Below are 14,097 nucleotides of genomic sequence, written 5' to 3' on the forward strand. Positions count from 1 at the left end.
GTAACGTTGATCAGGATAAATAGATCCGGCTGCTAGAAGAGTGAACCCGCATTCATGTCATCCTCATCCCGCCTGACGACAGGGATCATTCGCATTGCGGTTGCCGCGGTGGCGCTTCTGCTTGTCGTGGTGACTGCGGTTGTGCTGTTTTTCGGCTTTGTCCCGGCCGGCAGCCAGCTCGCCGGCCGCATGCTCAGCAATTTCCTGTCCACGCCCGAGCGACAGATCGCCATCAATGGCACGCGGGGGCTGCTGACAGGCAATCTGCATATCGATGAGGTCGCCCTTTCCGACACCGAAGGCGTCTATGCAAGGGCACAAAACATCCTGGTGGACTGGTCGCCCCTGTCACTTCTGACGGGCACTTTCCGCGCCGACAACATCAAGCTGGACCAGCTTTCGATCGCCCGCGCCCCGCTTGCCGTCGAACCGCCCGTGACGCAGACTTCCTCCGGTTCCTCCAGCGGCTTTTCCCTTCCCGTCGCGGTGGTGATCAACTCCTTCCAGCTGCCCGATATCGAGCTCGGCGCCAACCTCACGGGCCGCCCGTTCCAGCTTTCGGCGGAAGGTTCTGCCGATGCCACGGATGAGCGTGTGGCCTTGCAGCTCTCGGCGCGGCGCAAGGATGCCCCCAATGCGATCGCCAAGACCGATCTTGTCTTTGCTCCGAACCAGAACGAACTGAAGCTGCAGGCCCTGGTCTCCGAGCCGCAGGGCGGCCTTCTTGCCCGTCTGCTGCATCTTCCGGGCGCACCGTCCGTGGCTCTCGCCATGGATGGCCGCGGCCCGCTGTCCAATTGGACAGGTGCCTTGCGCGGAACCGTCGCCGGCAAGCCGGTGATCAGCGTGGATGGCGGACATCAACTCACACCGGAAGGCGCGCACAGCATTCACATCGAAGGCGGTGGCCAGCTGGCGGAGCTGCTGCCCCCTGCCATCAAGCCTCTCTTTGCCGAACGCACGGATATCATGGTGACGGCCAATGTCGCCGAAAGCGGGCGCATCGAGATCAAGAACGGCACCCTGACCAATGGTGCGATGAAGCTCTCGGCCGCAGGGGCGGTGGATCCGTCCGGCGACAACAGCCTGACGGGAAGCCTTGCCGCCGCCAATGGTCCGGTCGAGATCCAGTGGCCGCTCGGCGGCGCTCCAGCCCGCATTTCGCTCGACAAGCTGAACTTCACCCTCACCGGTCCGGCAGAGGCATCGCGCTTCAATGCCACCGCGGCGCTTAGCACCCTCTCCGCTTCCGGCGCCACCTTCCGTCAGGTCCGCCTGCAGGCGGAAAGCGAAGACCTCAACATGGTCACCACGGCCGGCAGCATCCGGACGCGGCTGACGGCTGCCACCGCCGATTTCGACGAACCCAATCTCGACAGGCTGATCGACGGGCCGATCCGCCTCGATGCACCGATCCGGCTGGAAATGCCGGCGATTGGCCTGGATGCCGCGACCTTCGAAAGCGCCAACATATCCGGCACGGTGTCGGGCGCATTCAACCAGAGCAAGCAGACACTGATGGGGAATGTGCGCGTCTCGCTCAATCCCAATGGCCTGCCCGAGGCCGCGGGGCGCTATTTCAGCGATACGATCGGCCTGGAAGGCTATGTGGACAGCGTCATCGGCGGCCGGATGAGCCTCGAAAACGTCGTTCTCAAGTCAAGCCTCATCGACGGCCACGGCAATATCATCTTCGACAAGGGCCGGCTCGACGGCGAACTGGCAGGCCGACTGGCCGATATCGGTCGCTTGCGCAAGGATGCCAAGGGACCGGTCGGCTATGATATGAGCTTTAGCGGCCCGCCGGAAGCGCTTGCATTGAAGGCGGTTCTCAATGCCGCCGAGCTGAGGCTGAGCGGTCATCTGCTGCAGGCCGTGACCACCGATATCACCGGCGCAACCGGTCCGGAAGGGCTGAGCGGCAACGTCGCCCTGGCCGGCTCTATCGACGGAAAGCCGCTTCGACTGCAAACGGCCATCAATCAGAAGGACGGGCGCATCACGCTGCCTGATCTCGACCTGAATGTCGGCGAGAACCAGGTCAGCGGCGCGCTCAGCCTTTCGGATAATTATCTGCCGGCCGGAGAATTGAACTTCCAGCTGCCGGACATCGCGCTTCTGGCGACCCTTGCCGGACAGCAGGCAAGCGGCGACCTGCAGGGCACGGTATCGCTGGCCAATGATGGTGGCGTGCTGGCCTCGAAAATCACGGCGACCGGCCAGGCTCTGACCGCCCAGGGCGTCACGCTGCGGGCGCCGGCTATCGACCTTGCAAGCGCCAATGTGATGAACCTGCAGGCGCAGGGCACGGTGAAGGCCGATACCTTCTCGATCGGCAACCAGACCCTGTCCGGCCTGACGCTCGGCCTGACGCAGGAGGCCAACCGCACCAGTTTCGATCTCTCCGCCGCCTATTCCAATGCGCCGCTGGTTCTGGCAGGAACGCTGGACCGCAATCCCGATGCCAGCGACATGGCGCTGACGATCGAGCGGTTCTCCGCCGTGCCGCAGGGCGTGCCGGTTGAGCTGACGGAGCCGGCGCGCATCGCGATCAGCGGCAATACGCTGCAATTCAACGCGATCCGCCTGACCGCCGGCGGCGGCCAGATCGTGATGGAGGGCGGCTCCGGCGACCAGCTGAACCTCGCTATCCGCATCAATGCGCTTCCTGCGACCATTGCCAACAGCTTTGTCCCGCAACTGGCCGCCGGCGGTGCGATCGGCGGCGTCGTGACGGTGCAAGGCACGCTCGCCAGTCCCAGCCTTCGCTACGGCTTGAACTGGGATGCGGCGGCGATCGCCCAGACGCGATCGCTTGGGCTTGCCCCCGCGACGATCACGGCGCGCGGACGTTTCGAGGCGGGAACGGTGACCGTGGAAAGCGCCGGGGTGGATGTCGAGGACCAGGTTTCCGCCACGGCCAATGGCACGATCACGCTCGCGGAGCCCGGGCGGCTGGACTTGACCGTCGATCTTTCAAAACTTTCGGCCGGCCTCGCCAATGCCCTGCGGCCCGATCTTGCCGCCGAGGGCGATGTGCGCGGCACGGCGCAGGTCACCGGCAGTTTTGCAGCACCACAGGCGCGCTTTTCACTGGCGCTGACGAACGCATCCATCGCGCCGACGCGTGATGCCGAAATCGGCCCGCTTTCGGCAACACTCGAGGGTGGTTTCGCTGACAATGCCATCGCTGTCGATGCGCTGCGCATCAGCGGCGCGAACGGCATTTCCGCCGAGGCGGCAGGAACCGTATCGCTGGCCGGCGAGCGGCAGCTGCGCATGGAGGCCAGGATCAATGCCCTGCCGGCGGCGCTGATCGACATTGCCAAGGCGGATCTGGGCGCGCAGGGCGTTCTGTCCGGCCAGGCGCTGGTCGAAGGAACGCTTTCCCGGCCGCAGGCAGGCTTCACGCTGAACTGGGCCGATGGTTCGCTGGCCCAGACCCGCGCCGCAGGCCTGACCGGCCTTTCAGCCGAGATCCAGGGTCGTTTTGCCGAACAGACCGTGACACTCGATCGGGGCAGCCTGACCGGACCGCAGGGCCTCAGCCTGACGGCCTCCGGCTCCGCCGGCCTGGCAGCAGGCGCGCCTCTCGCTATCAGTGCCGAATTCGCACAGCTGCCGGCCTCGCTCGCCAATGTGGCGCGGCCGGACCTCGATGCCCGCGGCCTGCTTCGCGGTTCCATCAACGCGACAGGCACGCTGGCAGCCCCCTCCGTCGGCTATGATGTTCAACTGGCAGATGGTTCGACGGCGCAGACCCGCCAGGCCGGCGCCTCGGCCATCGAGGCGCGCATGCGAGGAAGTTTCGCGGACGGGCTGGTCACGCTGGAAGAGACACGCCTGACGGATCCTTCGGGTCTGTCGGTCACTGCCACGGGCAATATTCGCCTGCGCCAGGACCAGGCTCCGCTCGTGAATGTCAATGCCAGCATTGCCGCTCTTCCGGCCAATCTCGCCAATGCCTTTGTACCGGACCTGCAGGCCGGCGGGATGATCTCCGGAACGGTTTCCTCCTCCGGCACGCCGGACGCGCCGGTGACGCAATTCGATCTCACCTGGCGCGATGCCAAGCTGCGCCAGACCCTTTCCGCCGGACTCGCCGGTCTTGAAGTGCAGGCGAAAGGCTCGCTGGACAATGCAGTCCTCACCCTGCAGCAGGCAAGCCTCAGCGGTCCATCCGGCCTGTCCGCAAAAGCGCAAGGGACAATCGGAATGGCGGAGAACCGCGCACTCAACCTGACTGCGGAACTATCCTCGGTGCCCGCCGATCTTGCCAACAGCTTCCTGCCCGGCATCGAGGCCGGTGGCATGATCTCGGGCACAGCGAGCGTTAGCGGAACCCTGTCTGCCCCGGCCGCCGAATATGACCTGCGCTGGTCGCAAGGGGTGATCCGGCGCCAGGGCGATTCCGGCATTGGCGGGCTGAACCTGAAGACCGCCGGCCGTTTCGAGAATGGCCGGCTGACGCTGCGCGACACCGCGCTGACCGGTCCGGAGGGGCTCTCGGTGACGGCGGCGGGGAGTGTCTCCTTCGCCGGCGACGTGCCGCAGCTGGATCTGAACGCCGACATCAACGCCCTGCCGGCCCGGCTCGCCGACGCCTTCCAACCCGGTCTCGGCGCGACCGGCACGATCTCCGGACGCATCTCCTCCCTGCAAGGCTCCGGTCCGGGCGGCGCCTTCGACCTCACCTGGAGCGGCGCCTCGGTAGCCCAGACCAGAACCGCGGGCCTGGCGCCTTTCAATATCGTTGCCGAGGGCAGCGTCACACCGCAGCGCCTGCAGGTCGAGACCCGCCTGTCCGGAGCGAGCGGACTGAGCGTGACGGGCGGCGGAACGGTGGGACTGGCCGGCGGCTTTCCGCTCGATCTGCGGGTTCAGGGCAATCTCCCCTTCGCCCTTGCGGCCGCGCCGCTGGCAAGCCAGGGCTTTCTACTTCAAGGCAATGGCAATGTGAATGTCGCGATCGGCGGAACCGCATCGGCGCCGGCAGTCACCGGGACGGCGACGACGAGCGGCGCAAGGCTGATCGATGTCAGGCGCAATCTCGCGCTGAACAATCTGACCGCCAACATTACCTTCAACCGCGATACCGCCACGCTGTCTGCCGCCTCCGCCGCCATTTCCACCGGCGGCCGGGTCTCCGTGCAGGGCACGATCGGGCTGCGGGACGGCTATGCCGCCGATCTTCGCATCGCCCTCGACAATGCCGTTTACGTGGATGGCGACCTGGTCACGGCCAAGGTCAATGGCGGGCTGACCGTGTCCGGCCCGCTTCTCGGCGGCCTGACGATCGGTGGCGCGGTCACCCTCGTCCGCGCCGATATCACCGTTCCGGCGACGCTTCCGTCCTCGCTCGCCGAGATCGACGTCAAACACGTCAATGCCCCCGCCGATGTGCGCGCGCTTTTGCAGACGCTCGGCCCGCAGGGCGGCGGCGACGGAACCAGCACGGGCATCAACCTGGATCTAACGCTGAATGCGCCGAACGGCATCTTTGTCCGCGGCCGCGGCATCGATGCGGAACTGGGCGGCGCCCTGACCATTCGTGGCAATACCACCGCGCCGATCGTGATCGGCGCTTTCGACCTCAGGCGGGGCAGGATCGTGATCCTGACCAAACGGCTGGACTTTACCGAAGGCCGCATCACCTTCGGCGGCAGCCTGGTGCCGGTGATCGATTTTACCGCCACAACAAGTTCGGGCCAGACCACGATTACCGTCAACGTCACGGGCCAGGCAAACAATCCCGATATCTCCTTCGGCTCGTCTCCGGCCCTGCCCCAGGACGAGATCCTGGCCCAGTTGATCTTCGGGCAGTCGCTGTCGCGCCTCTCAGCCCTGCAGATCGCCCAGTTGGCGGATGCTGTCAGCCAGCTTGCCGGCGGCGGCGATACCTCGCTCCTGCAATCGCTGCGAGCATCGCTCGGCATTGACGACCTCGACATCCAGACCGATGAAAGCGGCCAGACCAGCGTGTCCATCGGCCGGCGCCTGAACAACCGCACCTATCTGCAGCTGGAACAGGGCGGCAGCGATGGCGGAACCCGCGCAACCATCAATCTCGATATCGGCCGGGGCCTGAAGCTCAAAGGATCCGCGGGAACGGAAGGCGGCTCTGCCGGCATCTTCTACGAAAAGGAATATTAGAGCGCCCCAAGTGCTTTGACGGTTTCACCTCCGGCGTGCCGCCACTGAAAAACCTGTTCAGCTTTAAGCAACGAGTTTGCGCTAGTCTTTCCATCACGCGTCCGGTGCCAGCCTTTTGCATCGCCGGCGCGCTTGAAATTCTGGCTCAGCACGCAGGCGCCGATCGTGGTGCAGCCGCTGCGGTCCGGCATCGGAGAATGGGGAAATTGGATGGCGACCACAATCACTACGACCACCTTCGGCGGCGAAACCCTGGAGATCATCGCATTCCGGCTGCATGACCAGGAATTCTGCGTCAAGACGACGACAATCCGGGAAATACGCGGCTGGGCGCCGTCGACACCCATTCCGCATGCGCCTGCCGATGTGATCGGCGTCATGAACCTGCGCGGCTCGGTCATCCCGATCATCGATCTTGCCTACAAGCTGGGCATGAAGAGCACGGTTGCCAATGAGCGCTCCGCAATCGTCGTGGCGGAAGTCCATAATATGGTGATCGGCATGCTGGTGGATCGCGTTTCCGACATCCTCACCATCCCGTCGAGCCAGGTTCAGCCGGTTCCGGAGGTTTCCGCCTCCTTCGACAAGTCCTTCTCCGAAGGCATTATCGCCACGGAAAACGGCATGATCTGCTTCCTCAACCTCTCCAAGATGTTCAAGGGCAGCGATCTGGACGATCTCGCCGCCTGATGAAGGCGGCTGGCCGACAGGACCGACCCGTCGGCGCGGCAGATCATCCGGCAAAAGCCAGGGCGGCGGCAAGCGGCCGGACGTGATATTGGATGGCGGCGCTGGACGGCGCTGCCCCGTTTGCATGGGCGAGACAGGCTGAACCTCCCGGATAGAGCAGGTCCGGCAAAAATGCGTCAGCCGTTTTGCGTCCGGATTGCTAAAAGAACAAAGAGATCAAGAATTTCAGTTGATCCCGGTTTTACTGGAAATGCTCTGCGTCGCAGTTCCGGGCGGCCTGATCCTGCATTGCGCCGGGCGAAGGACATGACAATGCACCTGCTTCTCATCCACACCGGCGGAACGATCGGCATGGCCGAAGGTCCGAACGGACTGGCCCCTGTCGAAGGCCGTGTCGAGGACGCCATCCGCGACGCGCTGCCTGAGGGCATGTCCCTTGTGTCGCATGTGTTTCGCCCGCTTCTCGACAGTGCCGATCTCGGACCGCATCACTGGAACGAGATCCTCGATGCCATCCGCGCGCATGCGGGCATGCCGGTCATCATCACCCATGGCACCGATACCATGGCATTCACCGGCGCGGCGCTCATCCAGGCTCTGGCGGGGGAGGATCGATGCGTGGTGCTGTGCGGCTCCATGCTGCCGCTCGGTCAGGGCGGTGATGCGGAGGGCAATCTGTCGCTGGCGATCGATGCTGTCCGCGACAATCGCCCCGGCATCCGGCTCGCTTTCGCCGGCAGGCTGCTCGAAGCAGGCGGGCTCGTCAAACATGACAGCCATGCCGCCGATAGTTTCCGAACGCAGCCGCAGGCGCAACCCGGCCCGCCCGGGACACGGCGTTTCGCACAGGATCGCCGTATCGCCATCCTGACCCTGTCGCCTGGCATGCCAGCCGCTGCCCTTGCGGGCGCACTGGACCATCTCGACGCGGCGGTGCTGCGGGTTTTCGGTTCAGGAACTGCCATGTCGGATCCGCAAATCCTGTCGGCGCTTGACAAGGCCGTCAAGGCAAAAAAGCGCATCCGCGCCGTCAGCCAGTGCGAGGCTGGTGGCCTGACCCCGGGCGCCTATGCCGCCGGCGCCGGCCTGTGGAGCACGGGGGTGGAAAATGGCGGCCTGGAAACGCCGGAAGCGGCCCTCATCCATTTGTGGCTGAACACGTAATTTCAGAAATCGATGCCTCCAGGCAAAGAGAAGCCGGCGCAAGCGCCGGCCAAAGCGATTAGCAGCCGGCGCAAGCGCCGGCTCCTGCGCGATTGCTTCCCGTCTCAGCCGAACAGGACGAGGCTGCTCTTCAGCGTCACCCAGACACCCCACAGGAGCGGGATGCCGACGATCGCCCAGGCAATGGCCGCCTTGGCGTCGAGCGAGCCCTTGCCGATCCCGAAGGACCCGGTCGGGCCGGCATTGGCTGCCGCCGTCTTGGCCTGAAGCGACGCCACCTCCTCCTCCGACATGAACCATTTCTCCGACAAGGGCTTGATGAAGGCATTCGCCACAAGGCCAAGCGCCAGCATGCCCGCCAGAATATACATGGTGCTGGTATAGAGGGCCGGTCCCGGCGCCACACCTGCGGCGATCTGGGCCTCGCGGATATAATTGACGACCACGGGCCCGACGATGCCGGCCGTGGCCCAGGCGGTCAGCAGGCGGCCATGAATGGCCCCGACGAACTGCGTGCCGAATATATCCGCCAGATAGGCGGGAATGGTGGCAAAGCCGCCGCCATACATGGACAGAATGATGCCGAAGGCGATGACGAACAGCGCCTTCGATCCGAGCGCCGCGAGCGTGGGTGCCGCGGCATAGAGAAGAATGCCGAGGATGAAGAAGCAGAAATAGGTATTCTTGCGGCCGATCTTGTCGGACATCGAGGCCCAGAAGAAGCGGCCGCCGATATTGAACAGCGAAAGAAGCCCGGTAAATCCTGCGGCGATCGCCGCGATCTGCGCCTTCTGGCCCGCATCGAGCTGGGCGAAAGCCACGCCGGGCTGACCGATGAGCGAACCCGCAAAGATCTCCTGCAGCATGGGCGAGGCCATGCCGATGACACCGATGCCGGCCGACACGTTTAGGCAGAGAACCGCCCAGATCAGCCAGAATTGCGGCGTCTTGTGCGCATCGCGCAGATGGACGTGGCGATGGGTGATCATGTGGCTTTTGGCCGCCGGCGGTGTCCAGCCCTCGGGCCGCCAGCCAGCGGGCGGAATGCGGTAGCCGAAGGCGCCGCCCATCATGAAGACGAAGTAGATGATCGCCATGACGACGAAGGTCTGCCAGACGCCGATCGAGACATCCGTCTTGAACGTGTTCATCAACAGGTTGGCGAGCGGCGCACCAATCATCGCGCCGCCACCGAAGCCCATGATCGCCATTCCGGTGGCCATGCCGCGCCGGTCGGGAAACCACTTGATCAGTGTCGATACCGGGGAAATATAGCCGAGGCCAAGACCGATGCCTCCGATGACGCCGGCGCCCAGCCACATCAGCCAGAGCTGGTGGCTCATCACGCCAAGCGCCGCGACAAGAATGCCGCCGCACCAGCAGCAGGCGGCGACAAAGCCTGCCTTGCGGGGGCCGGCCCTTTCCAGCCAGCCACCCCAGATGGCGGCCGAGCACCCCAGGAGAACGAAGAACAGCGTGTAGATCCAGCCGAGATCCGCCACGCGCCAATTGCAGGCGGTGGTGAACAAGGCACCGATCAAGGTCAGGCTCGTGCAGCTCGGATCCGGATTCTGGATCGCCCTGGTCAGCGGCAGCCAGAACACGCTGAAGCCGTAGGCCATGCCGATGCACAGATGGATGGCCAGCGCGGCCGGCGGCACGAGCCACCGATTGAAACCGGGCTTGGCGATAATTCTCTCTCGATCGAGGATGCCGACTCCCGTCAGATCTCCTCCGCTTACGCCTGCAACTGCCATTGACAATACCTCCCTCTTGGAATGCCAGGACACACAAATCCGCTCCCGCTCACGCAAGTGAGCAGGCTGTTGAACGGGGCGGGCCGAAAGCGCAGCAAAGGCCAGCGGCATTTCCCTCTCTGCGTGGAGGATCAGCGGGGAGGATCAGCGGGGCTTCGGGGGCTCCCGCCCGGTCCGCCGCCGATCACGACGCGCCTGCCGGAACGCTGGGCTCCGACAAAGATTCTCCCGCGACAGGGCCTCCTCCGCCCGGCGCACCCTGTGCCGCATCCGTCCCCAGGCCGATCGCCTGCGTGGTCGGATCCTGCGGACGTCTGATCATCGATGCCGCCTCGATCACCAGCGGCAAAAATCCGCCGGTTCCAGCATCGATCATCTCGAAAAACCGGCGCCGCATCCGCGGCTCCCAGAATTTGTTGATATGGGTCGCAACCCCCTCCGCCCGGACATCGACGGGCTGCGAGAGGAAGAAGGTGGCAATCTGGTTCGCCATCCGCACCAGCTTCTCATCCGTGTGACTCAGCGACATTGCCCGCCTCTCCCATCATCAGCCGGTCCGGCCGTGTGAACACTTCGAATTCCGCGCCGCGCGCAATGCCGATCAACGTCATCCCCGCCTGCTGCGCCGTCTCGATGGCCAGAGCCGTCGGTGCGGAAATGGCGATCAGGAAGGGGCAGCGAAGCAGGGCCGTCTTCTGCACCATCTCCACCGACAGGCGGCTGGTCACCACCACCGCGCCTTCATCGGGCCTTCGCTCCGCCCGCAACACGGCACCGCAAAGCTTGTCCAGGGCATTGTGGCGCCCGACATCCTCGCGGATCGCCAGAAGCGGCTTCTGCCCCTCCGGCACGCGGCCAAGCGCGAGGTAGCCGGCAGCGTGGACGGCCCGGGTCTCCCGGTTGAGATCCTGCCCCTCGCCCAGCAGGCGCACCGCGTCCGCAACGGCCTGCGGCGTCAGCGCAAACCGCGGTTCGCTCACCTGCGCCACCGTGCGAACGGCCTGCTCGATCGACTCGATGCCGCAGAGACCGCAGCCGACGGGGCCCGCCATGCGGCGCCGGCGCGCCGACAGTGCCTCCGCCGTGGCATCCTTGAGGGTGATCTGGATATCGATCCCGCCACCTGCTTCAATCGGCTCCACGGCAAGAATGTCATCGGCTTTCGTGATGATCTCCTCGGCAAGGGAGAAGCCATAGGCGAAATCCACCAGATCCGCCGGCGTCGCCATCATCACCGCATGGGTCGAGCCGCCATAGGAAAAGGCAATCGGCACTTCCTCCGGCACGATGCGCCGGCCTTCGGCCAGCACGCCCTGCCGAAACTGCCACTCGCTGACCCGCAGGCTCTGTCCCTTCTCCATCTCGCCGCCTTACTCCGCCGCTTCGAGTTTGCCGCCAATGCGGCGGGAGCGGCGGCTGAGTTCCTCGTAATCCTCCTGCCATTCGGTGGGGCCGTTGGAGGGTGAGATCTGCACGGCCGTCACCTTGTATTCCGGGCAATTGGTGGCCCAGTCGGAGAAGTCCGTGGTGATGACATTGGCCTGCGTATTCGGGTGGTGGAAGGTGGTATAGACCACGCCGGGCGCAACGCGATTGGTAATCAGCGCCCTGAGCGTCGTCTCGCCGGCGCGGCTCGCCAGCTTCACCCAGTCGCCGTCCTTGATGCCACGCTGCTCGGCATCATGCGGGTGGATCTCCAGCCGGTCTTCCGCATGCCATACCACATTCTCGGTGCGACGGGTCTGGGCGCCGACATTATACTGCGACAGGATGCGCCCGGTGGTGAGCAGAAGCGGGAAGCGCGGCCCCGTGCGTTCATCCGTCGCGACATACTCGGTCCGGATAAACTTACCCTTACCGCGCACGAAGCCATTGACATGCATGATCGGCGATCCCTCCGGGAAGGCCTCGTTGCAGGGCCACTGCACCGAACCCTTCTCCTCCAGATAGGCATAGGAGACGCCGGCAAAGCTCGGCGTGGTGGCGGCGATCTCATCCATGATCTGTGCGGGATGCGCGTAATTCCAGGCAAGGCCCATGGCCTGAGCCAGCTTCTGGGTGACTTCCCAATCCGCATAACCGTTTTTCGGGGTCATGACCTTGCGAACCCGGTTGATGCGGCGCTCGGCATTGGTAAATGTGCCGTCCTTCTCGAGGAAGGTCGATCCGGGCAGGAAGACATGCGCGTAATTGGCCGTCTCGTTGAGGAACAGGTCATGCACCACGACACATTCCATCGCCGCCAGACCGGCCGACACATGTTTCGTATCCGGATCCGACTGGAGAATATCCTCGCCCTGGATATAGATCCCCTTGAACGTGCCATCGACTGCGGCATCCAGCATATTGGGTATCCGCAGGCCCGGTTCATTGTGCAGCGTGACCCCCCACAATTTCTCGAAGGTTTCGCGGGTCGCGTCGTCGGAAATATGCCGATAGCCCGGCAATTCATGCGGGAAGGATCCCATGTCGCACGAGCCCTGGACATTGTTCTGGCCGCGCAGCGGGTTCACGCCAACCCCGGGACGCCCGATATTGCCGGTCGCCATGGCCAGATTGGCGATAGCCATGACGGTGGTGGAGCCCTGGCTGTGCTCGGTCACGCCGAGACCGTAATAGATTGCGCCATTGCCGCCCTTGGCATAGAGGCGCGCCGCGCCCCGCAGATCCGCGGCGGGAACACCGGTGAAGCGCTCCGTTTCCTCCGGCGAATGCTGCGGCTCGGCAACGAAGCCTGCCCAATCCTGAAATTCCGACCAGTCGCACCGCTCGCGGATAAAGGCCTCGTCGAACAGTCCCTCGGTCACGATGACATGGGCGATGGCGGTCAGCACCGCCACATTGGTGCCCGGCTTCAGCGGCAGATGGAAAGCGGCTTCCACATGCGGGGTGCGCACCAGATCGATCCGGCGCGGATCGATCACGATGAGCTTTGCGCCCTGGCGCAGCCGCTTCTTCAGCCTTGAGCCGAAAACCGGATGACCATCCGTCGGATTGGCGCCGATCACCAGCACCACATCCGACTGTTCGACACTGTCGAAATTCTGCGTTCCCGCGGAGGTGCCGAAGGCCTGGCCGAGACCATAGCCGGTCGGTGAATGACAGACTCGCGCGCAGGTATCGACATTATTGTTGCCGAAGCCTGCCCGGATGAGCTTCTGGACGAGGAACGTTTCTTCATTGGTGCAGCGCGAGGAGGTGATGCCGCCGATCGCTTCGCGCCCATACTGGTATTGCAGGCGGCGAAATTCGGACGCCACATGCGCAAAGGCCTCGTCCCAAGTGACCTCCCGCCAGGGATCGGTGATCTTCTCGCGGATCATCGGATTGAGGATGCGATCCTTGTGGCTTGCGTAACCATAGGCGAACCGACCTTTCACGCAGGAGTGGCCGCGATTGGCCTGTCCATCCTTCCAAGGCACCATGCGCACCAGTTCCTCGCCGCGCATCTCCGCCTTGAAGGAGCAGCCGACGCCGCAATAGGCGCAGGTCGTGACGAGCGAATGCTCGGGCTGGCCGATCTCGATGACGGATTTCTCGGTCAGCGTGGCGGTCGGGCAGGCCTGCACGCAGGCGCCGCAGGACACGCATTCGGAGGAGAGGAAGGCCTCATGCGCGCCCGGCGAGACGCGGCTGTCGAAGCCCCGGCCCTCGATCGTCAACGCAAACGTCCCCTGCACCTCCTCGCATGCCCTCACGCAGCGCGAGCAGACGATGCATTTCGAGGGATCATAGGTGAAATAGGGATTGCTCTCGTCCTTCGGCATCCACTGCGCATTGATCTCACCCACCGGCGAGCGTGGCTTCACATGGTTGTCGCCCTCGTAGCCATAGCGGACATCGCGCAGGCCGACGGCGCCCGCCATGTCCTGCAATTCGCAATCGCCGTTCGCCGCACAGGTGAGACAGTCGAGCGGATGATCGGAAATATAGAGCTCCATCACGCCTTTGCGGATCTGCTTCAGACGCTCCGTCTGCGTGTGGACGACGAGGCCCTGAGCGACAGGCGTGGTGCAGGAGGCAGGGGTACCGTTGCGGCCCTCCACCTCGATCAGACAGAGGCGGCAGGAGCCGAACGCATCCACCATATCGGTGGCGCAGAGTTTCGGCACCTGGATGCCGGCCTCCATCGAGGCGCGCATGATGGATGTGCCGGCCGGCACCGTGATCTCCCGGCCATCAATGGTCAGCGTCACCAGTTCGGCGCTTTTCGACGCCGGCGTACCGTAATCGATTTCAGGAACGAGGGGCATGAATGGCCTCCTGTCGGATCTTCTGGACAAATGGTTGATGCGGGCGCGAGGAGCTACCCCCCTCTGCCCTGCCGGGCGGG

The 14,097-nt window shown here is 64.4% G+C and carries 8 protein-coding genes; 3 read left to right on the plus strand and 5 right to left on the minus strand.

Annotated features, from left to right (window positions below; genetic code table 11):
* Positions 1-54: 54 nt before the first annotated feature.
* Complete coding sequence (locus QTJ18_RS19960) at positions 55-6,153, plus strand: translocation/assembly module TamB domain-containing protein (RefSeq protein WP_252754374.1); 6,099 nt, start codon at positions 55-57, stop codon at positions 6,151-6,153.
* Here QTJ18_RS19960 and QTJ18_RS19965 read toward each other — a convergent pair.
* Complete coding sequence (locus QTJ18_RS19965; RefSeq protein ID WP_252754373.1) at positions 6,150-6,380, minus strand: hypothetical protein; 231 nt, start codon at positions 6,378-6,380, stop codon at positions 6,150-6,152. The two genes, QTJ18_RS19960 and QTJ18_RS19965, sit on opposite strands and share 4 nt — an antisense overlap.
* On the opposite strand from QTJ18_RS19965, the gene QTJ18_RS19970 reads away from it, so the two are divergent.
* Complete coding sequence (locus QTJ18_RS19970; RefSeq protein ID WP_252754372.1) at positions 6,364-6,843, plus strand: chemotaxis protein CheW; 480 nt, start codon at positions 6,364-6,366, stop codon at positions 6,841-6,843. The two genes, QTJ18_RS19965 and QTJ18_RS19970, sit on opposite strands and share 17 nt — an antisense overlap.
* Positions 6,844-7,155: 312 nt before the next feature.
* Positions 7,156-8,007 (plus strand): asparaginase domain-containing protein, encoded by an 852-nt coding sequence (locus tag QTJ18_RS19975; RefSeq protein ID WP_252754371.1) that lies wholly within the window; start codon positions 7,156-7,158, stop codon positions 8,005-8,007.
* Positions 8,008-8,111: 104 nt separating this feature from the next.
* On the opposite strand, the gene QTJ18_RS19980 is transcribed toward QTJ18_RS19975, so the two are convergent.
* The 4 genes from QTJ18_RS19980 to fdhF form a co-directional block, all read right to left on the minus strand.
* On the minus strand, positions 8,112-9,764 hold the full coding sequence (locus QTJ18_RS19980; protein ID WP_252754370.1) for an OFA family MFS transporter: 1,653 nt from the start codon (positions 9,762-9,764) through the stop codon (positions 8,112-8,114).
* Between the two features lie 184 nt (positions 9,765-9,948).
* Positions 9,949-10,293 carry a formate dehydrogenase subunit delta gene (locus QTJ18_RS19985; RefSeq protein WP_252754369.1) on the minus strand — a complete coding sequence of 115 codons (345 nt, stop codon included), beginning with the start codon at positions 10,291-10,293 and terminating at the stop codon, positions 9,949-9,951.
* The gene (fdhD, locus tag QTJ18_RS19990) at positions 10,271-11,125 is read right to left on the minus strand and encodes a formate dehydrogenase accessory sulfurtransferase FdhD (protein ID WP_252754368.1); all 855 of its coding nucleotides are present in this window, start codon (positions 11,123-11,125) and stop codon (positions 10,271-10,273) included. The genes QTJ18_RS19985 and fdhD overlap by 23 nt, the downstream gene beginning before the upstream one ends.
* Positions 11,126-11,134: 9 nt before the next feature.
* On the minus strand, positions 11,135-14,017 hold the full coding sequence (gene fdhF / locus QTJ18_RS19995; RefSeq protein ID WP_252754367.1) for a formate dehydrogenase subunit alpha: 2,883 nt from the start codon (positions 14,015-14,017) through the stop codon (positions 11,135-11,137).
* Positions 14,018-14,097 lie beyond the last annotated feature (80 nt).

Origin of the sequence: Rhizobium sp. SSA_523, assembly GCF_030435705.1 — a bacterium.
Classification (GTDB): domain Bacteria; phylum Pseudomonadota; class Alphaproteobacteria; order Rhizobiales; family Rhizobiaceae; genus Neorhizobium.

Bases quoted from the DNA above. Each gene is read 5' to 3' on its own strand.
- QTJ18_RS19975 (WP_252754371.1), top strand. From the start codon at position 7,156: ATGCACCTGCTTCTCATCCACACCGGCGGAACGATCGGCATGGCCGAA.
- QTJ18_RS19985 (WP_252754369.1), bottom strand. From the start codon at position 10,293: ATGTCGCTGAGTCACACGGATGAGAAGCTGGTGCGGATGGCGAACCAG.
- fdhF (WP_252754367.1), bottom strand. From the start codon at position 14,017: ATGCCCCTCGTTCCTGAAATCGATTACGGTACGCCGGCGTCGAAAAGC.
- QTJ18_RS19960 (WP_252754374.1), top strand. From the start codon at position 55: ATGTCATCCTCATCCCGCCTGACGACAGGGATCATTCGCATTGCGGTT.
- fdhD (WP_252754368.1), bottom strand. From the start codon at position 11,125: ATGGAGAAGGGACAGAGCCTGCGGGTCAGCGAGTGGCAGTTTCGGCAG.
- QTJ18_RS19970 (WP_252754372.1), top strand. From the start codon at position 6,364: ATGGCGACCACAATCACTACGACCACCTTCGGCGGCGAAACCCTGGAG.
- QTJ18_RS19980 (WP_252754370.1), bottom strand. From the start codon at position 9,764: ATGGCAGTTGCAGGCGTAAGCGGAGGAGATCTGACGGGAGTCGGCATC.